17 protein-coding genes, 3 pseudogenes and 1 riboswitch (1 of these 21 cut by a window edge) are annotated in these 20,134 nt (G+C 47.9%); of the genes and pseudogenes, 15 read left to right on the top strand and 5 right to left on the bottom strand.

The window, feature by feature from the left end; translation table 11 throughout:
* Positions 1-209 precede the first annotated feature (209 nt).
* Positions 210-1,592 carry a hypothetical protein gene (locus MHB80_RS09010; protein ID WP_341281830.1) on the bottom strand — a complete coding sequence of 461 codons (1,383 nt, stop codon included), beginning with the start codon at positions 1,590-1,592 and terminating at the stop codon, positions 210-212.
* Positions 1,593-1,830: 238 nt separating this feature from the next.
* Here MHB80_RS09010 and MHB80_RS09015 point away from each other — a divergent pair, with 238 nt between their 5' ends.
* From MHB80_RS09015 to MHB80_RS09045, 7 genes and pseudogenes are all read left to right on the top strand, one after another.
* Positions 1,831-2,901 carry a BMP family protein gene (locus tag MHB80_RS09015; protein WP_341281831.1) on the top strand — a complete coding sequence of 357 codons (1,071 nt, stop codon included), beginning with the start codon at positions 1,831-1,833 and terminating at the stop codon, positions 2,899-2,901.
* 173 nt (positions 2,902-3,074) lie between these two features.
* The gene (locus MHB80_RS09020; RefSeq protein ID WP_341281832.1) at positions 3,075-4,562 is read left to right on the top strand and encodes an ABC transporter ATP-binding protein; all 1,488 of its coding nucleotides are present in this window, start codon (positions 3,075-3,077) and stop codon (positions 4,560-4,562) included.
* Positions 4,563-4,566: 4 nt separating this feature from the next.
* A complete protein-coding gene (locus MHB80_RS09025; RefSeq protein WP_341281833.1) occupies positions 4,567-5,619 on the top strand; it encodes an ABC transporter permease in 1,053 nt (350 codons plus the stop codon).
* 1 nt (position 5,620) lies between these two features.
* Entirely contained in the window at positions 5,621-6,544 is a 924-nt protein-coding gene (locus MHB80_RS09030; RefSeq protein WP_056040066.1) for an ABC transporter permease, read from the top strand.
* Between the two features lie 44 nt (positions 6,545-6,588).
* Complete coding sequence (locus tag MHB80_RS09035; RefSeq protein ID WP_341281834.1) at positions 6,589-7,260, top strand: sulfite oxidase-like oxidoreductase; 672 nt, start codon at positions 6,589-6,591, stop codon at positions 7,258-7,260.
* Position 7,261: 1 nt separating this feature from the next.
* Positions 7,262-7,987, top strand: a complete 726-nt coding sequence (locus tag MHB80_RS09040) for a nucleoside phosphorylase (RefSeq protein ID WP_341281835.1) — start codon at positions 7,262-7,264, stop codon at positions 7,985-7,987.
* An 89-nt stretch (positions 7,988-8,076) separates the two neighbouring features.
* Positions 8,077-8,283 (top strand): annotated as a pseudogene (locus MHB80_RS09045) (VOC family protein); the annotation flags it as partial.
* Positions 8,284-8,393: 110 nt separating this feature from the next.
* Here MHB80_RS09045 and MHB80_RS09050 read toward each other — a convergent pair.
* Complete coding sequence (locus MHB80_RS09050) at positions 8,394-9,188, bottom strand: AIM24 family protein (protein WP_341281836.1); 795 nt, start codon at positions 9,186-9,188, stop codon at positions 8,394-8,396.
* A gap of 203 nt (positions 9,189-9,391) precedes the next feature.
* A riboswitch (PreQ1 riboswitch) is annotated at positions 9,392-9,435 on the top strand.
* Positions 9,436-9,640: 205 nt separating this feature from the next.
* On the opposite strand from MHB80_RS09050, the gene queC reads away from it, so the two are divergent.
* From queC to MHB80_RS09075, 5 genes are all read left to right on the top strand, one after another.
* Positions 9,641-10,354: a 7-cyano-7-deazaguanine synthase QueC gene (gene queC, locus MHB80_RS09055; protein ID WP_341281837.1), complete on the top strand. Its 714-nt coding sequence runs from the start codon at positions 9,641-9,643 to the stop codon at positions 10,352-10,354.
* Entirely contained in the window at positions 10,351-10,836 is a 486-nt protein-coding gene (locus MHB80_RS09060; RefSeq protein ID WP_341281838.1) for a 6-pyruvoyl tetrahydropterin synthase family protein, read from the top strand. The genes queC and MHB80_RS09060 overlap by 4 nt, the downstream gene beginning before the upstream one ends.
* On the top strand, positions 10,829-11,566 hold the full coding sequence (queE, locus tag MHB80_RS09065) for a 7-carboxy-7-deazaguanine synthase QueE (protein ID WP_341281839.1): 738 nt from the start codon (positions 10,829-10,831) through the stop codon (positions 11,564-11,566). The genes MHB80_RS09060 and queE overlap by 8 nt, the downstream gene beginning before the upstream one ends.
* A gap of 71 nt (positions 11,567-11,637) precedes the next feature.
* A complete protein-coding gene (gene queF, locus MHB80_RS09070; protein WP_341281840.1) occupies positions 11,638-12,135 on the top strand; it encodes a preQ(1) synthase in 498 nt (165 codons plus the stop codon).
* A 92-nt stretch (positions 12,136-12,227) separates the two neighbouring features.
* Positions 12,228-12,536: a hypothetical protein gene (locus MHB80_RS09075; protein WP_341281841.1), complete on the top strand. Its 309-nt coding sequence runs from the start codon at positions 12,228-12,230 to the stop codon at positions 12,534-12,536.
* A gap of 157 nt (positions 12,537-12,693) precedes the next feature.
* Here MHB80_RS09075 and MHB80_RS09080 read toward each other — a convergent pair whose 3' ends face one another.
* The 3 genes and pseudogenes from MHB80_RS09080 to MHB80_RS09090 form a co-directional block, all read right to left on the bottom strand.
* Positions 12,694-13,737, bottom strand: a complete 1,044-nt coding sequence (locus MHB80_RS09080) for an aldose epimerase family protein (protein WP_341282911.1) — start codon at positions 13,735-13,737, stop codon at positions 12,694-12,696.
* 69 nt (positions 13,738-13,806) lie between these two features.
* A pseudogene (locus MHB80_RS09085) lies at positions 13,807-14,553 on the bottom strand (ThuA domain-containing protein); the annotation flags it as partial.
* Between the two features lie 423 nt (positions 14,554-14,976).
* Positions 14,977-15,216 (bottom strand): annotated as a pseudogene (locus tag MHB80_RS09090) (spore germination protein); the annotation flags it as partial.
* Positions 15,217-15,430: 214 nt separating this feature from the next.
* On the opposite strand from MHB80_RS09090, the gene MHB80_RS09095 reads away from it, so the two are divergent.
* The 3 genes from MHB80_RS09095 to MHB80_RS09105 all read left to right on the top strand — a co-directional run.
* Positions 15,431-17,095 (top strand): GMC oxidoreductase, encoded by a 1,665-nt coding sequence (locus MHB80_RS09095; RefSeq protein WP_341281842.1) that lies wholly within the window; start codon positions 15,431-15,433, stop codon positions 17,093-17,095.
* Between the two features lie 298 nt (positions 17,096-17,393).
* Positions 17,394-18,968 (top strand): spore germination protein, encoded by a 1,575-nt coding sequence (locus MHB80_RS09100; protein WP_341281843.1) that lies wholly within the window; start codon positions 17,394-17,396, stop codon positions 18,966-18,968.
* 37 nt (positions 18,969-19,005) lie between these two features.
* Positions 19,006-20,134, top strand: partial view of a Ger(x)C family spore germination protein gene (locus MHB80_RS09105; RefSeq protein WP_341281844.1) — the 5' portion only. 29 nt of this gene lie beyond the right edge of the window; only the first 1,129 of its 1,158 coding nucleotides appear in the window; it begins with the start codon at positions 19,006-19,008; the stop codon falls past the right edge of the window.

A 20,134-nucleotide genomic window follows, 5' to 3' on the forward strand; every position in this document is an offset into this window, starting at 1 on the left:
AATAGAGAGAAAGGATGGAAAACTCATATCCTTTCCTATATTTCAAGGTGAAACGGCTATCGCCGTCCTTTGGTGGCGCAGCGCGTTTCAGTCCGAGAATATAGAGAAAGAATGAGAAAATCATATCCTTTCCTGTATTTCAAAAAAAGGGATTCGCTTCGTTTTCACGAAGGAATCCCTTTTTAACAATAGCTGGTTTGTTCTAAAGCTTATAGACCTTCGCCATTCAAGTAGTTATGGAATGGCTTGTCTACCCAGAACGTATAGGAATCAATGTTGACCGCCGGATCGAGCTTGCGGAAGCCCTCTACGATGTCTTTCGATTGATCATTCAGCGAGAAGGACTGGGCATAAAAATAGCCGCTGCCTGTAATTTTATTATTCGTAATGACCTCGTATTCATCGAGCTTAGTCGAGGAATAATAAAGCGGCTGGAACCATGAGCCATAGATTAGGCCAGGCTGATCGGCTTTATCTTTTTTCGCATATTGCAAAATAATAGGCTGGAAGCGGGCTTTATCCGCTGCATTGTTGAATTCAAAGGCGATGTCGAATTCCTTCGCATACGTAATATAGTTGCCGTTCTCGATTTGGACAACTTTATAATTTTCAGTATCCTTTGTCGGCGGCTCGCCCCATTCCTTCATGAAGACGAAGGCGGATGTTTTAGGCTCCAGTTGAACTTTGGCGTCAATGCCTTCGCTGCGCAGCAGCCCGATAAGCTGGATGACATGCTTGAGGTCACTATGTCCATAAGTAAGGGATAGCGATGGCGTGAAGTTGGCGTCAAATCGCGCGTCCTTCAGGTTGTAGCCCGTCACCAAATTATTTTTGAGCGCCATATCTACAATCGTTTGCAGCTCAGGTGCTTGAATAATGTTGGACGTTTTGAAAGCATCATTCAATTGGGCGTAAATAGTGCTGTCGCTGATGTTGCCGATGAAGTGCTTGTATTCTCCTTTAAAGGAAAGAATTTGCACGATCAGTGTTTCGGCAAGCTGCGGCGTCAGTCCTTTGCCTTTAATGGCCTTGTACTGGGAGGCTGGCAGCAAGCCTGTATCAACGGCTGCAGCTAGCTCTTGCGCTGCTGCTGTTCCAAGAGAGGAGGCAGGGAGATTCAGCTTCTTCAGTCCAGCTGTAATTTTCGCCTGCGGGTATGTATGGGCCAGCTCTTGCAGTCCAGCTGCTTTAACGGCGATATACAAAGCGGAAGCTGCTGTCAGCTTTTGCTCGGCGTTTACGGTTGTTGATGTGAGAATTCCTTGTTTATGAAGGGCAGCTGCTGCGGTATAATAAGGACTGGTCTCCGTCAAATCAGTGAAGGCAGGAAGCTCTTCCGGCTGCTCCAGCTTAAGCGCACCCGCTACAGCTTGAATGAATTGTCCTCTTGTAATCGTGCTGGTAGTGAAGGTGATGCCGAACTTCTCTTTAAGGAACAGCTTAGCTTCGGATGAAGCGGCAGTCGTTGCCGTGCTTGTTGCTGTAGTAGTAGAAGTAGCTGCATAAATAGGAACAGCCGATGATAAAGCGATGGATAGGGCCAGAGATGCGGACAATAAGGATCTGGTTAGTGCAGGATATTTTGTGCTCATAAAGTTCCCTCCGGTATTGGATATTATTTTCCAAAACATATTAAATGACTCGGAATAGTACGATTATACTAGCATTGTTACAATTTTGTGTCAACATCGTATTTTTATAACTAACTTTCATGAAAATAATGTAGAATAAACGAGAGTTTTGTCGAATATTCACTATTGACAAAATCCGATAAGCTTACTAGGATAAAGAGAAAAATACAAGCTATTTAAGGGAGAGAAACGCACACAGATGAAAAAGACATTGGCGTTAACAATTTCATTATTGATGGTTGTCGTTTTACTAGCGGCCTGCGGCTCGAATGGAACAAATAACAGCAGCACCGGTACGAATGGCGGCACGGCTACAAATGAAGGCACGGCAACAGCTTCTCCTGAAAATGAAAAGCAAAAACGCGTTGCGCTCGTGCTTCCTGAGCAAATCGGTGTTAACCCGTTTTTCGCATCGATGGATGAAGGCTTCAAAAGAGCCGGTGAAGAATTTAATGTAGAAGTGAAAACGATTGAGTCTACAGACCCTGCTGCATTCGAGCAAAACCTGCGCGCAGCGGTAGCAGACAATTACGATCTGATCATTACAGCAACCTTCCAAGCGGAGGATGCCCTTAATAAAGTAGCTCCAGAAAATCCGGACAAGCCGTTCGCGATTATCGATACAATCGTGAATCAGCCGAACGTTCGCAGCGTCGTGTTCCGTGAACAGGAAGCAGCGTACCTGCTAGGCGCAGCAGCTGGCCTTTCCACTAAAACGAATGTAGTTGGCGCAGTAGTGGCGATGGATACACCGCTGCTTAAGAAATACACATTTGGTTTTGAGCAGGGGCTTAAAAGCACAAACCCTGATGCAAAATTTTTGACTAACTATGTAGGCAATTTCAATGATTCGGCAAAAGGCAAGGAGCTTGCACTGCTGCAATACTCGCAAGGTGCAGATTTTGTAGCCGGCATGTCGGCAGTAGGCGATCTTGGCGTATTTGAAGCAGCGAAGGAAAAAGGCCTGTACGCTTCGGGTCAAGACGTTGACCGTACGGAGCTTGATCCTGAGCACATCGTCCTCTCCCAATTGAAAGGTACAGATGCAGTAGCGTATGAAACAGTTAAAGCATTCGCAAACGACCAATTCGACTTTACAGCAACTGACTACGGCTTGAAGGAAAAAGGTGTAGGTCTTACATTTGTAACCCAAGACAGCAAATCAGCACTTAGCCCATTTGTTGGCGAAGATACAATTACTAAAGTGAAAGCCATTGCTGAAGATATTATTTCAGGCAAAGTCGTCGTAGAGCTTCCAGCGGCGAAATAAGAAGATGCACCGGCTGCCAGCGGGCAGCCGGTTTGCTTGTTTTTGAAATATAGGAAAGTATATGATTTCGCCATACTTTCTCTATATTTCTCTCGGACTGAAACGCCGCGCGCCGTCAAAGGACGGCGCGCGGCCGTTTCACCTTGGTTTATTGTGAGAGGAGAGCTGCCCGCATGCTGCTGCATATGAATAAGATTACAAAATCCTACGGAGCGCTAAAGGCCAATAGCGAAGTGGATTTTTCGCTGCGTAAAGGAGAAATTCATGCGCTGGTCGGAGAAAATGGCGCTGGAAAAACGACATTGATGCGCATTTTGTACGGCATGGAGACGCCGACTTCTGGCAGCATCGTTGTAAACGGCAAGCAGGTGGCGTTTCATAGCCCATCGGATGCTATTAACAGTAAAATCGGGATGGTGCATCAGCATTTTATGCTGTTCCCAACGTTCACCATTTCTGAAAACATCGTCATCGGCCGGGAGCCCGCCAAGGCAGTGAGCTTCGATCGCAAGCAAGCGGCACTTATAACAGAGCAATTGGGCGCTTCTTATGGCATGCCCGTTGATCCGTGGAAAAAGGTAGAGGATTGCTCGCTAGGCTTGCAGCAGCGCGTAGAAATATTGAAGGTGCTGCATCAGGGAGCAGAAATCATTATTTTGGACGAGCCGACAGCAGTATTAACTCCTCTTGAGGTCAAGGAGCTGCTTATTGCGATCAAGCGGCTGGCCGCACAAGGCAAAAGCTTCATTCTAATCAGCCATAAGCTGCAGGAAATTATGGATGTAGCTGATCGCATTACGGTGCTGCGCGACGGCAAGCTTAGCGGTACGGTTAATGCGGCGGATACGAGTATTGAAGAGCTGTCGCGAATGATGGTTGGCCGCGAGCTGCTGGAATTGCAGAAAGAGGCCCCAGCGAGCGGCGAGAAGGTGCTTGAAGCGCTGCAGCTTACGATAAAAGGCGAGCATGGCAAGCCGAAGCTTGATCAAGTCAGCCTTACCGTTCACGCTGGAGAAATTGTCGGCATCGCCGGTATTTCCGGCAATGGGCAATCGGAGCTGCTGCAGGCGATTTCGGGACTTGTCCCTGTCGATTCTGGAAAAATCGAGCTGCGAGGCAAAGAGGTTACAGGCGAGTCTGTGCGCAGCATTCGTGAGCAAGGGCTAGCCCATATACCGGAGGACCGCTATCAATGGGGCGTGGCCAAGGACGCTACGGTGCTGGAAAATGGTCTAATGGGCCATACCCGGCGCTATCAGCGCGGAGGCGTGCTGCGCGGGGCTGCTATCCGCCAGCTCGTAAGCGGCTGGGTTGAGCGTTTTGGCATTAAGACAGGCTCGATTCATACGAAGGCGCAATATTTATCGGGGGGCAATTTGCAGAAGCTGATTGTGGCGCGCGAGCTTGCTCAGGAAACACCTTTCCTAATTGCAGCTGAGCCCACCCGTGGCGTCGATATCGGCGCAATGGAAATTATTCATGGCGAGCTGCTGAAGCGGCGGGCTGATGGCGGAGCGATTTTGCTCGTGTCCTCGGAGCTGACGGAAATACTAAAGCTGTCCGACCGCGTGCTCGTTATGAATGATGGCCGGATCGTTGGCGAGCTGCCGGGCTTAACGGCTACGGAAGAAGAAATTAGTCTGTTAATGGCGGGAGGATAAACGGGTGGACAAGCTTAAAGGAATACTGAGGGCGTTATTGCAGCCGCTTCTCGCCATCGTTGTCGGTCTCGGAGCGGGCGCTATCGCCATCGCGATAGTTGGCGGATCTGTCACTGAGACCTATGCCGAGATGTGGAAGGGCGCCTTCGGCAGTTTTTATTTTTTCACAAATACATTAAGCCGCGCTACACCTATTATGCTGATTGGGCTTGGGGTGGCGCTTGCCTTCCGGGCAGGCTTTTTCAATATGGGCTCCGAAGGGCAAATGGTGCTTGGCGCGCTAAGCGCCGCAGTGACCGCGATTTATTTGCCGGGTCCAGCTTGGTTTAAGCTTGTTGCAGCGCTGCTTGCCGGCGTAATTGCTGGCGGACTATGGTCCGCTTTTGCCGGATGGCTGGATGCCCGGTTTCGCATGAACTTATTGATTACGACCTTATTGCTTAATTATATAGCATCCTTATTTGCCGGTTATGTTGTTTCCTACCCCTTGATGGACAGATCCGGCTCGGCGGCTATGGCGCAGACGGTCATGGTGGATAAGAGCGTGTGGCTGCCGAAGCTGTTTCAAGGGATGAGCCTGCATGCAGGGTTTCTGTTCGCGCTGCTTGGAGCTATAGCGCTTGCCTGGTTTATGCGTTATATGGTTAAAGGCTATGAGATCCGGATGATGGGCGGCAATCCGCTGTTCGCGAGCTATGGCGGTGTTAATCGCGGAAGGCTGATGCTGTACAGCATGTTCGCCAGCGGTGGGTTTGCCGGTCTCGCCGGAGCGGGTGAGGTACTGGGCACCCAATACCGCTATTTGGATGGCGCGCTTACCTCACCTGGGTACGCCTGGTCAGGCATTATGGCGACGCTGCTGGCTGGATCGAATCCGCTAGGCACTGCGCTCGCTGCCATATTGCTGGCTGCGCTGCAAACCGGCGGAATGGGCGTCGAGCGCAATACCGATGTACCGCTGGAAGTATCAAGCATTATTCAGGCCGTACTTATTTTATTTATTTCCGCAAAGTTTACTTATTCGTTCTTTAAGAAAAAGAAGAAGGCGGGGGCTTAAGGTGGATCAGCTGTTTGATGTTTCCCTGTTCGCTTCGACACTCCGCATGATTACGCCGATTTTGCTTGCAGCGCTCGGCGGTGCGTTATGCGCGCGGGTTGGCCTGTTTAACGTCGGCTTGGAAGGGCTCATTCTCATTGGCGCCTTCTCGGCGATTGTCGGCAACCATTTGACGGGCAATGTATGGCTCGCTGTGCTGTTTGCTATCGTCTGTGTGCTCGTGTTCTCCTTATTGCTTGCTTATATGGCCATTCATTTGAAGGCGAATGTCATCGTCGTCGGGATTTCGCTTAACTTTCTGGCGCTTGGGCTGACGACGTTTTCCTTGCGGGCGATCTTTGATGTCAAAGGCGCTTATTACGATAAAAGCATGGTAGGCCTGCCAAAATGGGATATTCCGCTGATTAAGGACATTCCTTGGGTCGGAGATGTCGTTTCCGGCCATTCGCCGCTCGTCTATTTATCAATCGTGCTCGTCGCTTGTTTGCAGTATTATTTATTTAAAACCGTTTCGGGCTTCCGCTTGCTCGCTGCTGGCCAAAATCCGGTTGCTGCGAGAAGCCTCGGCATCAAAGTGACGCATATTCAGTATGGAGCTGTACTGATGTGCGGCGTCCTGTGCGGACTAGCTGGTGCACAGCTGTCGCTCGGTCAAGTGACCATGTTTACCGAAGGCATGACGGCAGGACGAGGCTTTATCGCGCTAGTTGCCACGATGCTTGGACAGTCTAATCCGCTTGGCGTTGCTGGTGCGAGCTTGCTGTTCGGGTTTATGGATGCGCTCAGCACCCGGCTGCAGGGCTATGCGCTGCCGGTCCATTTTACAATGATGCTGCCTTATGTAGTGACGATTATTGCGATGTTTTTCTTCAAGGATAAAAGCTATTTGGCGGAAGCGCGCAAGGCGAACGAAAGCTCGCGTTAGGAGTGCTGCTGCAAGCCGCATAATTGAAGGAGGTTTAATTGAGTATGCTTAGTAAAGCTGAACGTTTGAAAAAAGCGCCGGTTCGGCATATTGAAGTGGCTGCCGAAATCGCCCACCGGGTTCCGCCTGGACAAGCGCTGACGGATCGTTTTCCGATTTTGCATGAGAATGAAGTGCCCGAATATAATATGGCGGAATGGACGCTGACAATCAGCGGTGTTGTAGAGAAGGAAACGGTGTTTTCCTATGAGCAGCTGATGGCGATGCCTCAGACGACACAGGTAAGCGATATTCATTGCGTAACCCGCTGGTCGAAGCTGGATACGAAGTGGGAAGGCGTCAAATTCAAGGATTTGCTGCCGCTGCTTGGCGTTAAGCCGGAAGCCAAATATGTGATGATTTATGCCGATCAGGATTATGAAACGAACCTGCCGCTTGAAGATTTATTGCGGGAGGATGTATTGCTTGCTCACAGCTATGATGGCGAGCAGCTGACGCCAAAGCATGGCTGGCCGCTGCGCCTCGTGGTGCCGCATTTGTATTTCTGGAAAAGCGCGAAATGGATTCGCGGCTTTGAATTTATGACGGAGGACCGTCCGGGCTTCTGGGAGCGCAATGGCTTCCACAATTACGCGGATCCGTTTGAGGAGCAGCGCTTCTCTGGAGAAGATTTGGGGCTGCCGGAAGATGAATGGCATAAAAAGGAGTGGGATTAACTTGCTGTTGCCGATTTTACAAGTGAATACAGAGGATTTGCCCGCTATTGCTATCGTTTGCGGCGATCCGAAACGCGCCGAGACGATTGCAGGACATTTGGAGGAAAAGCGCGAGCTGGCATTCAGCCGTGAATACCGCAGCTATGTTGGAACCTATAAAGGCGTACGCCTAGCGATAGTCAGCCATGGCGTAGGCTCGCCGGGTGCGGCCGTATGCTTTGAGGAGCTGATTAAGGGCGGCGTTACGACGCTGATTCGCGTTGGGACGGCGGGCTCTTATTCGGCCGATTATCCGGCCGGCAGCCTCGTTGTCAGCACGGCTGCGGTTCGCGCAGACGGCTTGACGCGCCAGCTGGTGCCAGAAGGCTTTCCAGCGGTTGCCGATCATGAAGTAAGCAGCGCCCTTTATGAGGCGGCTGTTGCGGAAGGCGGCATTGTGAAAAAGGGTATTACCGTTACGCTTGATGCTTTCTTTACAGGCGTCGTGGACATTCCGCATAAGCAGTACAAGCAGGCTGGCGCGCTTGCGGTTGAGATGGAAATCGCTGCACTTTACATCATTGCAACGCTGCGCGGCGCACGCGCCGGGGCGATTCTAGCTTTGGACGGCTATGCAGATGCAGATTTGGCGCAAGAATATGATCCGCATACGAATGTTGTGGCGGAAGCAATCGAACGGGAAATTGCTGCTGCTTTGAACGCGGCCTTGAAACTGGCAAGCGCATAAAAGAAAAGGGAGTGAAGGTCAAGTGGAACAGAACGTATTTGCCTTTTTGATGTTTTCGGCAGGTGATGTGCATGGACAACCAGCTCAGCGATTCGCATCCCCATGCCTTTACTCCCGCACTTTCATTATTCGTAAATTGTGACAGCGAGGCGTAAATCAACGGGGTTTTCACGAAGCTGGCGGAAGAAGGCAAAGTTTTAATGACTTTGTCGCCATCGCCTGTCAGCACGTTGTTTGGCTGGCTGGAGGATAAATATGGCGTATCGTGGCAGTTGAACTTGCCTGTCCGTTCATAAGCGTTTATAGTAGGCTTTCATACGAAAGACCGCGCTCCCTTATGTGGGGAGCGCGGTCTTTTTTTGTCGCAATCGTGCATTTGTTAAAGCAAATTTGTGTGTATATCGGGTTAACGTCTTGCGCCTGCTTGGGCTAATGGTTTGTAATCCGTAAGTGGCGCTAGCCATACCAGACCCGTTCCTCTGTATACGTTAACGAGACCTTCGCCCGAGGCAGCGGAGCCTAGAAGTGATTTTCCTGATTTTTCTACAGTGAAATCAAGGGAGCTCGACCACATCAAAGCAAAGTTGCCGTCTACCTTAAGCACATCATTTTGCAGCTCGACGACAACCGCTTCTTCTGAAGGGATCGGCGCTTCTATAGCGAGCACGCCTTTTCCTCTAACGCTTAAATTAAACAGTCCTTCGCCGCCAAGCGCAGCCGAGGAGAGCGTCTTGCGTGCGCTTACGCTTAGTTCGAGTGTCGAGTGGCAGGCTAAAAATAGACCGTCCTCGATGACGATATGGTCGTTGTCCACGTCAATGAGCCACAAATAACGATAGGTCGGCTCCAGCATAATCGTGCCCGTCCCTTTGTATACCGGTTTGACGGCGGACGTGCCGGTTACTGCGCCAGCGACTAAATTTCGCATTAGTCCACCAACGCCTTTAATGCCGGAATTCATTTCAATATTTCCGATTATATACTGCATAGCACCGGCGCTCATCATAATTTCATTGTTATTGAGCTCAATCATCAGCTGTTTTTTGCGCATATTGCTTTGATTCATAAAATAGTTTGCTTGTGCTTCCATCGCATTCGTGGAGCTGAGATCCTCTTTGTATTCCAAAATGCTGAATCCGCCCATTTGATCTTGAATGAAGACGTTTTTGTTTTCTTTTACATTATTTAATTTAAAAGCCATTGACGTATCTTCCTCCTGTTGCACGCATTTTTTTGGATGATGAAGGTGAAGTATTTCCAGTCTCCCAATGTATTCGACAAAAAGCTTCGTTTTCCTTGTAGCAGTCCAATGTCTTCCCTTGTTCAGCGGCCTCCAGCTGTGCTATAGTACGAGAGGTGTCAAAATATAAAGTCTGGAGTGAACGCCGACCATGGCGCATCACGACAGGAGAGGTTCGCGAACTCCCTCTATAAAAAACTAAGGAAAATGGAATGGCAGGATAAATTCCGTTTTTTAAAATATAAGAAGGTATAAGTTTCACCTTTATACACTCTTATATTTCATCTTTGAAACGGTAGCTTTGCCGCCAGAGGATGGCGACATCCGTTTCACCTTGTTTTATGGGCAAAATGTTCGAAGGATCTCTCTGCATGCTCCGGCTATAGCCGGCATTGAAGAGAGGAGAATGAAAGATGACAGCAACACAAGCAACGCAAAAAAATCAAGCAGCATCTGGCGAGCAGGCGGTGAAAAAAGCCGTCGTTGTATTTAGCGGAGGGCAGGACAGCACGACCTGTTTGTTTTGGGCGCTAAAGCGTTATGACGTAGTGGAGGCTGTCACGTTCAATTATGGACAGCGCCACAAGCTGGAGCTGGACTCCGCCGCACAAATTGCGCAGGAGCTTGGCGTCAAGCATCATGTGCTTGATATGTCACTGCTTAATCAGCTGGCGCCAAATGCGCTGACGAGGGACGATATTGCGATTGAGCAAACAGAAGGCGGCCTGCCGACGACATTCGTGGATGGCCGTAATTTGCTGTTTCTATCGTTCGCAGCGATACTTGCCAAGCAGATTGGCGCGCATACGGTCGTGACCGGTGTATGCGAGACCGATTTCAGCGGCTATCCCGATTGCCGCGACATTTTTATTAAATCAACGAATGTGACGCTTAATCTCGCAATGGACTACCCGTTCGTCATTGAGACCCCCTTAATGTGGCTGAATAAAGCCCAAACATGGCAGCTTGCCGATGAACTGGGCGCCTTCGAGTTCGTCAGAAACAAGACGCTGACCTGCTATAATGGCATCATTGCAGATGGCTGCGGCGAATGCCCGGCATGCAAGCTTAGATCGCAGGGCCTTCAGCAATATTTGTCTTCCCGTAAGGAGGATGTGGCCGAGTGATTCAGCAAATTTACCCTTCCGCAACACATCCCTACAGCTATGAGCTGAATAAAGATATGCATTTTGCTGCCGCGCACAGCATTCCGAGCGCCGATGCGGGCAAATGTGCCCAGATCCATGGGCATACGTATTTCGCCAATGTGACGATCGCTGGCGATGAGCTCGATGCATCTGGCTTTCTTGTTAATTTTGCACTCATTAAGCGGCTCATTCATGACCGCTTTGACCATACGTATTTAAATGATGATAACGAGCATTTCCATGCGCAAAGCGCGGAGTATTTTCCGACAACGGAAGTCGTTGCGCGCACGATTTATGAAATTACACAAAATCATTTGGATCAGCTGGCGAACAAGCCGCGCTGTGTCCAAGTGTTTTTGCGCGAGACGCCAACGAGCTACGTCATTTACCGCCCCAAAAAGACGGCGCAGCAGTTAGCGGCTAAACAAGTCCAAGATGAGGCGGCTGCTCCCGATGCTTAAGCAGGCCGAAGCACGTATCCCGGTTATGGAAATTTTCGGGCCGACTGTGCAAGGGGAAGGGATGGTCATCGGGCAAAAAACGATGTTCGTCCGCACAGCAGGCTGCGACTACAGCTGCGCTTGGTGCGATTCTGCCTTTACGTGGGATGGAACAGGCAAGGATGAGATCCGCATGCTCACTGCAGCGGAAGTAATGTCGGAGTTGCACGCCGTCGGCGGAGAAGCGTTCTCGCATGTGACGCTGTCTGGCGGCAATCCGGCATTGCTTCGCCATGCGGGTGAGCTGGTGCAGGGGCTGCATGCCGCAGGCATCCAGGTTGCGCTGGAAACGCAGGGCAGCAAGTGGCAGGACTGGCTGCTCGACATTGATGAGCTGACCTTATCGCCCAAGCCGCCGAGTTCCGGAATGGCGACCAACTGGGACATGCTGGACCAGATCGTAAGCCAGCTTTCAGCAGCGGAGCGCAGCTTTAGCCTGAAGGTCGTCGTATTTGACGACGCTGACCTGGCGTATGCCGCAAGTGTACACGTGCGGTATCCGGGAGTGCTTTTTTTCGTCCAAGCTGGCAATGATGACCTTGTTGAAGGCGACAATGGCAAGCTTCGCGACAAGCTTGTAGAGCGGTATGAATGGCTGATCGAGCGCGTGATGGTGCGCAGCGATATGAATCAGGTGAGGGTGCTGCCGCAGCTGCACGCTTGGGTGTGGGGCAACAAACGCGGCGTTTAGCGGAGCGGGGTAACGATTTATATAAATAATAGAAGGTTTTCGATGAGTGATAAGAGAAGGAGCGAACAACGATGAGTGGAAGAAAAGAAGAAGAACTGAAGGGGATCAGTCTGCTTGGCAATCAGGGAACGGCGTATACGTTTGAGTATTCACCGGAAATTTTGGAGTCCTTTGAAAACAAGCATCCATACCGGGATTATTTTGTGAAGTTTAACTGTCCGGAGTTTACGAGTCTTTGCCCGATGACGGGCCAACCGGATTTTGCCACGATTTATATTTCCTATGTTCCCGATGTGTTAATGGTAGAAAGCAAGTCTCTCAAGCTGTACTTATTCAGCTTCCGTAATCACGGAGATTTCCATGAAGACTGTGTAAACATTATTATGAATGATCTGATCAAGCTGATGGACCCGCGCTACATTGAGGTATGGGGCAAATTCACGCCGCGCGGCGGCATTTCTATCGACCCTTATTGCAATTATGGGAAGCCGGGCACAAAATACGAGCAGATGGCGGAAAACCGCCTAATGAACCATGACTTATACCCGGAAAAAATAGATAACCGCTAGTAGGGATAGCTGTCTCGCAAGGCTTTAACACAAGCAAAGCCTGACCCATTCTCGTATATTATAGTAGACCATGAGAAAAGGAGATGCCTTGTATGTCTTGCGATTCGTTTTGTCCAACTGTCCGGGTATTTGATCCGCCTGTAACGGTAGTAAACGATGTTTTTCATCCGCAGATCGTTGAGGTTGTGCATCAAATCAACGTCGTTAATCGCCATTTTTGCGTGCCTTGTGAGAAGCACTTGTATGAATACAATTATTCCGACGTAGATGCGAGCCAAGATTCCTGCCATAAAAGCCGCCGCAGCCGTGGAAGCCGCAGTAGTCGCGGAAGCCGTGGTAACAGCTACATTTCGAAAGCGAAAACTGCTAAGAAAAGTGTGAAAAAAGCAAAGCGCCAGTAGAGTAGGCAATGTACTAATGCCTGTTTAGCCGGTGCTTGCAGCTAAAAGCTGGCTCTCCGATACCAAATGGGTATCGAGGCCAGCTTTTTTATATTGACCTATAGGCTATTGTGTTTAACTCACCTACGCTGGCATCTGCGGGATAGAGTTTCCAATATTACATGACGGAAAATTTATATATGGACGATTGTCTGTAAAGGTGACCCGGAAGCAGCTCTGTGCTGGGGAAGTCCGGCTCGTTGGGAGAATTCGGATAATGCTGCGTTTCCAGACAGAAGCCTGCATAAGGCGGGTAGGCTCTTCCTCGTTTGCCCATAACGCTGCCATCAAGCTGGTTGCCCGAATAAAATTGAACAGCTGGCTGGGTCGTATAAACCTCCATAACTCGGCCTGATGTGGGCTCGTAAACGCTGGCCGCATATATCATGGGATGCTTATTGCCGTTTAGTACATAATTGAAATCATAGCCATTAGCGTATTTCATTTGCGGATAGCTTGAATGGATTCGGGCTCCGATGGGTGTCGATTTGCGGAAGTCGAGGGGAGTGCCCTCCACACTTTGAACCTTTCCAGTCGGAATAAGGCTTGGATTAACGGGTGTAAATCGATCGGCGTGAAGCGTTAAAATATGACCTAAAATGTTTCCGTTTCCTTCGCCGGCTAAGTTGTAATAGTTATGCTGGGTTAGATTTACAACCGTCGTTGTATCTGTTACGGCAGCATAATCAATTTTCAGTTCATTGCTGTCCGTTAGAGTGTAAATGACGTTAACATCAAGATTGCCAGGAAAGCCCTCTTCGCCATTTTTGCTCCAATAGCTTAAAGACAAAGCAACCGAGCCGTTCTGATAGATTTCCTCTGCCTTCCAAACTTTTTTATTAAAGCCACATTTGCCGCCATGCAGCGTATTGGGGTTGTCATTAACCGACAATTGGAAGGTCGTGCCATCAAGCGTAAAGCGCCCGTTTGCAATTCGGTTGGCGTAGCGTCCGATTATTGCTCCGAAATAAGATTTATTGCCGGTATTGATATACTCCTTCAGCGTGGGATAGCCCAAAACAATATCTTCAAAAATGCCGTTGCGATCTGGCGTTTTAAGCGAAAGCATGATGCCGCCATATGTCATGATTGAAGCTTGCATGCCCATGCTGTTCGTTAGGCTGTATAAATAGATGGCTTCACCGACCTCTGTTTTACCCAAAAATAGCTTGGTTATGCGGCTGGACGTTTTCGCTGGGATCGATGAGTACGGCTTTTCACGGCATATTTTCTCTAAAGGTGCCGTATTTCCATATACAGGTTCAGCCCCGTGAGGACTTGCTGCCCAGCAAACCGCATTTGAAATGACCTTTAAAACATTCTTATTGTAATAGGTGGGATATTCCTGATCGCCCGGCCTGAAGTAGAAAATTTTCCCTAAGCCACGCTGATAGGCGCAGCCGCTGCGAAATACTTCTCCTCCTTGAAACCAGCTAATAAAAATAAGTTCTTCAGGTGCAGGAATGTCAAAGAACTCACCGTACATTTCCTCTGTCTCAAGCTCGAAATATTCACCTAATCCCTCGGTAATTGGATGCGATGGTTTCACTACCCATAAACGTTCCCGTTCAGCATCAGATCGCCATTTCAAATCACAGGTTGTTCCCATTAATTTTTGGAATATTTTTGAGCGATGCCCTGAATGAAGCACGATGAGTCCCATTCCCTGAAGCACCCTTGTATAAATTCTCTCGACAACCTCGTCTGAGACCTCCTTATGAGCCAGATGCCCCCACCAGATTAATACATCCGTTTGATTCAGAACCTCCAATGAAAGACCATGCTGAGGCTGATGAAAGGTTGCTGTACGAATACGTAAACAAGAGTGATTAATTCCATTGGCAATCGCCATATGAATACCTTGCGGATAAATACGCGCCACCTTTGGCTCTGTTCTTTCCTGTATAAATTCATTCCATATCGTTACATGAATCGTTTTGCTTTTAGACAATGAGTCCCTGCCGTTTATATCGTTCATAGCTTGAATTCCTCCTGTCATATAGAGATATATGTAAATTCCCTATAGAAAACAACCGATTCAATGAGAAACGGACTTGCTTTTCTTCTGTTTTATTTTCCCTACGATAAGTAAAAGTAAAGGCAGTGCAATCATGTTGACAGGCAGCGCAATAGGCACCCAGTAATTCATTAAATAATTAGAAGTAGCCTCAGATACATTTGCTGGGAAATAAGCAAATACCATTATCACCGGGGCGATAAGCCAAATCATGACCTTCCAGTTTTTGATTTTCAAAAATTGAGCGGTACCATAGCTTGAAATGAACAAATAAATGGCTAATTTAATGAACACGCTGGCAAACCAAATTACGATCGTAAGCGGATCAAAATTTTCAATGAAACCAAATAGGGATATTTTTCAATCGATCTGGCCTATGGGGCTCACCCCGAAAAGACCAAAGGTTCCGGCACAAATGACCATCGGAAAACGAAGAAGGCTGAACGCTTGACTCATACTAGGGTGAGGAATGAGAAAGGATGCGATTCCGGTCAAGGAGACAATAATGATAATAAGGGCGGATATGATGCCTGCCTGAACCGCAGCTTGTCCAATGACAAGTGCGCCTACGATGCTGATCGTCTGGCCTACCGGACGGGGAAGACGGACTCCCGCTTCGCGCAGCACCTCAATTGATGGAAAGCAAACGGGGGACGTGCAGATTGATGAAAAGCTTAGGAAAGGCTGTTGCCTTTTTATTTATTGTTGCATTGTCAGGGACGGTGCTTTATTTTTCTGTTTCCATGAAATGATTAGAGTTATAAAGGCAAGCGCATCATAGGAGTCATATAGCTGAATAGAGGCAACATATATTTTCATACAAAGGATGTGAGTATGTATGAGAATCTATGTCGCGAACAATGGAGATACCCTTGGGAAAATAAGCAATTTATATCAGGTGGATTTAGAGCAATTAATAATGGTCAATCCGCATATTTCGGGTTCAAGTGTGCTGATCGGAGGACAGCAGGTCAACCTCCCTGCTCGGACTCAAGACGAGCCCATTCTGGAGCAAAGGGTAGTGGCCCCTTTTTGCCCGCCACTACCGGAGTCGGAATTTATTCAGAACTGGATTCCCGTCACTTCTGCGGAAAAAATGGCGGAGAACGAATATGATGTGCTCATCGTTGGGTCTGGTGCGGGAGGAGGGGCAGCCCTTTGGAGATTGTGTCAGCAATGGGGGAATAACGATAAACGGATCGGACTTGTGGAGAAAGGACCATTATTCTTGCCAACCCATGTCGCTAATATTGCTACTATAAATGGAGATAACTTTAGATTGTATGCTCCTTCTCAAATAACAGATTTAATTGGAAACAGACTACCGGAATATTCCGGTATGAAGCTGATTTATGCTTTAGGTGGAAGAACGTTATTGTGGGGAGCAATCAGCCCCCGCATTCCGGCCTACGAAATTGCAAGCTGGCCGATCCCGATTGAAGAGATGGAGCTTTATTACAATATGGCCGAAGAAGTTATGAACGTTACAACCTCTTATACGAAGGATTCATCAATCACCCAAATTCTATTGGAGCGGCTTCGTGAAAATGGTTACTACAATGCGGATGACATTCCAATTGCCACCGATCTTGATCAGACCCGGCTAGGGAGGCTTCATTCCAATGTGTTTTTTTGCTCCATTCTGTTTCTGGCTAGAGCATTAGTTAGCCGTCCCTTCGATTTGGCCGTAAATACCTATGCGGCAGAAGTAGTTACGGAGGGTGGTAAAGCAGTCGGTGTTCGCGTAATTGCAGAGGATATGAAATCTTATGTCATTAAAGCAAAAACGGTCATATTATCGGCAAGCGCACTTCAAACCCCACGATTATTGCTTAACTCTGGGATAGAAGGACATGCTATTGGACGATATCTCACCAACCATTCATACTTGATTGCAACAGCAAGCGTGAACACAAGCAGCTTTTCTGAACCGTTAGGCGCATTAGGGATTATCGTTCCTGAGCTTGAGGGTCGGCCTTACCGGCTGCAGCTTCAAGGACCTGAACAATATTTTAATTACCATTATGATAAAAAACCGTTCAAGGATGAATGGAGAATCAGCTTTTTTGGTGTATCGGGCAAGGTGGAATCGCGTTTTGAAAATAGGGTCTATATTGATCCTAACAGGCTTGATGAGTTCGGAATGCCGGAATTACAAGTCAATTTCTCTTATAGCGAGAAGGATGAAGCGATTCTTCGTCAAATGTACGACTATATCTTTGAGGTTTCCACAGCGATGCAATTACGCTTGGACGCGTTAAACGGCAAACCCGCCATCTGCATGATGCCGCCCGGCGCTGATAATCATGAATTCGGAACTTGTCGGATGGGTGATGATCCAAATACTTCGGCAACAAACAGGTACGGGCAAATTCACGGTGTAGAGGGTCTTTTTATTGCTGATAACAGTGTGCTTCCATCGACCGGTGCGTCCAATCCCACCTTGTCTACCGTAGCTCTTGCGATTCGAACGGTAGACCATATTATAAAGCAGCATTCCTGATGGCGTTCAAGGACTAGCATACTCTCCGTCGTTAACATGAATGGATGATCCGACGACATAGGAAGAGTGCCAATGAACGGGGAAATGCACTTTTAGTCCCCGATATCCCCATCAATCGTCAAGCCTCATCGGCCCAAATGCCCATGATGGATTCGATTCCAGGCTGTCTAGGTTGATACTGCGGCGGGACAGCAAGGGGGTATTGTCATGACCGCAAGAAATTACTGCATAAATCCTTACGTTATGATTCATAATAACTCCAATTAGATCCATATAAGAGAAAATAAGGTGATCGCAGATGGGTACGGATTTAACGGGAAATTCATCACCACGAACAAACGGAACCCAGCAGGATAGCAGAGGATCAAAGACGACTAAGAAGCATTCGGAGGAAAAAGCAGAGCGTCCAATTTCACCTCAATTGGACCAGAACATCTGTCAGCTGGAAGAAGTGTTTTCCAAAAGTGCTGATATTATATTCAGGCATTGGGCTTATGGTCCCGAAATGCAGCATACGGCTTGCTCCGTTTATTATGAGTCACTTATGCAGGGTGAGTTTGTAAATTATATGAAGTCATCTCTTCAGGATCTCGTCACTTATGAAGTGGGTCCCGCAGATGGGATTAAGCCGGAGGATGTCTTCGCGTTTTTTGAGAATGCTGGGGTGTCAGAGAAAAAAGCGAATCTTCTTGACAATCTTGACCATGTGATAGATCAGATCACATACGGCAATATCGTTATTTTTTTCAATCAATGGGACAAGGCTCTGGTTTATAAATCGATGGAGGTCGAGTCGAGACAGATTTCGGAGCCTGCGAATGAATCGGTTGTTCAGGGGCCTCGGGAGAGCACCGTCGAGAACTTAAAAAAAAATATCGGTCTGCTTCGCATGCGTTTAAGTACCCCAAAATTCAAGATTGAATCTCTCACTGCGGGTGGAGCAACCAAAACTCAGGTCGTTTACGGCTATGTCGAAGGTGTGGCAGATCCAGAACTGCTGAAGGAATTTGAAGCTAGATTAGACCAAATCACCAAGCTGGAAATATTGGAGACCTCCTATATTGAGCAAATAATCGAGGATGACACCTGGTCGCCCTTTCCTCAGCATCGGTATACGGAGCGTCCTGATGTAGCGGTGGCGGCTCTGCTGGAAGGCAAAATTGCAGTTCTCGTTCAGGGAACAGGTAGCATTTTATTATGCCCTGGCTTATTTACGGAGTTTTTCCAATCCAGCGAGGATTACTACCAGAGAACCGTATATTCGAACATGATCCGCTGGCTTCGAATCATTGCGTTTCTATTAGCATTGACGCTGCCCAGCATATATATTGCATTATCTACCTTTCACACGGAGCTCATCCCTACCGTCCTGCTGCTTACGATCATTGATACGCGAGAAGGAATTCCGCTTCCGGCTTTCTTCGAAGCGCTCATTATGGAGTTTTTCTTTGAGCTGCTTCGGGAAGCGGGAGTACGGCTGCCTAAGCCGATTGGCTCGGCCGTCAGCATTGTTGGAGCCCTTGTCGTTGGCGAAGCAGCCATCAACGCTGGCATTGCCTCGCCGATCATGGTTATTATCGTTGCGCTCACAGGTATCGCTTCGTTTGCTATTCCCCAATACAATATTGCGATCGCGCTGCGTATTTTAAAGTTTCCGCTTATGATATCGGCGACCGTAATGGGGGGCTTCGGAATAATGATTGTCTTTCTGCTCATTTTACTTCATCTTTGCAAGCTTCGTTCGCTTGGGCAGCCTTATATGAGACCGTTCGCTCCTTTTCAGTTCAATCAAATGCGGGATGTTATTGTAAGAGTACCGTTGAAAAAAATGCTTCAATCACCGCGAAAGCATATAGCCAATCCAGAGAAGTAGCTGAAGGCAAATAAATAACCGGAGAGAATGAGAAAAGATGAAAAAGTGGATGGTTTTTATCTTCGTATTAACTTCATTTCTGCTCCTTACGGGATGCTGGAATAAGACGGAATTAGATGAAGATGGTTTTGTGATGGCAATTGCGCTGGATCAAGGGAAAGGAGGCAGGCTTGAATTGACAACCCAAATGTATCGCCCGAATGCCGGGAAAGGGGGGGATGGGGGAACGTTAAAGCAATCCAAAAACCTTCTAATCAAAACAGAGGATAATTCGGTATTTGAAGCGATTCGCGACATTCCGCTTCATTTGGGGAGAAAAGCCAATTGGACCCACACTCGTATTATATTGGTTGGTGAAAAGCTTGCAAGGTCAACTGACGTTGGTAAGCTAATCGATTTTTTTTACCGTGATCATGAGTCAAGGCATACGATATCGATTATGATCACCAAAGGGCGAGCGGATAAGATATTGGAAAAGCAGCCAGCCATTGAGCAGACGATAGGTCAGCAGCTTTTGTTGACCAAGCAAGTATCCTATAAAAATGCTGCTAAATCATTGGATACAACGCTGCTTAAATTGGGGCTGCAGATGAACAGTCCACAAAGTGATTCGTCTATTACTTATGTGTACGAAGATAAGAGAGCACAGGATATGTTCAATGCCGCCGGTCTCGCCCTTCTAAAAAAGGGGAAAATGAAGAGTGTATTATCTTCGAAAAAAGTAGAGGGGCTGGTGATGCTGCGTAATGAATATAAATCAGGAATTATTGAGGTAGCCTGTCCGGGAAAAAAAAGTGAAACGGAGTCATTTGAAATTATGAAGCTAAGGACGCGGCTAAAGCCCAGCTTAATAGGGGATAAGGTAAGTGTTTTGGTTAAGACGGAAGCGGAGGGGGCAATCGGGGAATTAAAATGTACGGAAATAAAAACAAGAAAAGATGAAGCGGAATACCTCCAAAAAATGGAGGAAGAGATTAAGAAGCAAATGTTGGCGACCATTCATGATCTTCAAGCCTATAAAATGGATATCATTGACATTGGAAACAGAATCGCCAGATCCCATTTCAAAAAATGGGAAGATATGAAAGGAGATTGGGACAAGCAATTTGCGACCATTCCTTTTGACATCCATGTCCATTTAAGGCTAATAACGACCGGAACGGTCA

This window comes from Paenibacillus sp. FSL H8-0537 (assembly GCF_038051995.1).
In the GTDB taxonomy this organism is placed as follows: domain Bacteria; phylum Bacillota; class Bacilli; order Paenibacillales; family Paenibacillaceae; genus Pristimantibacillus.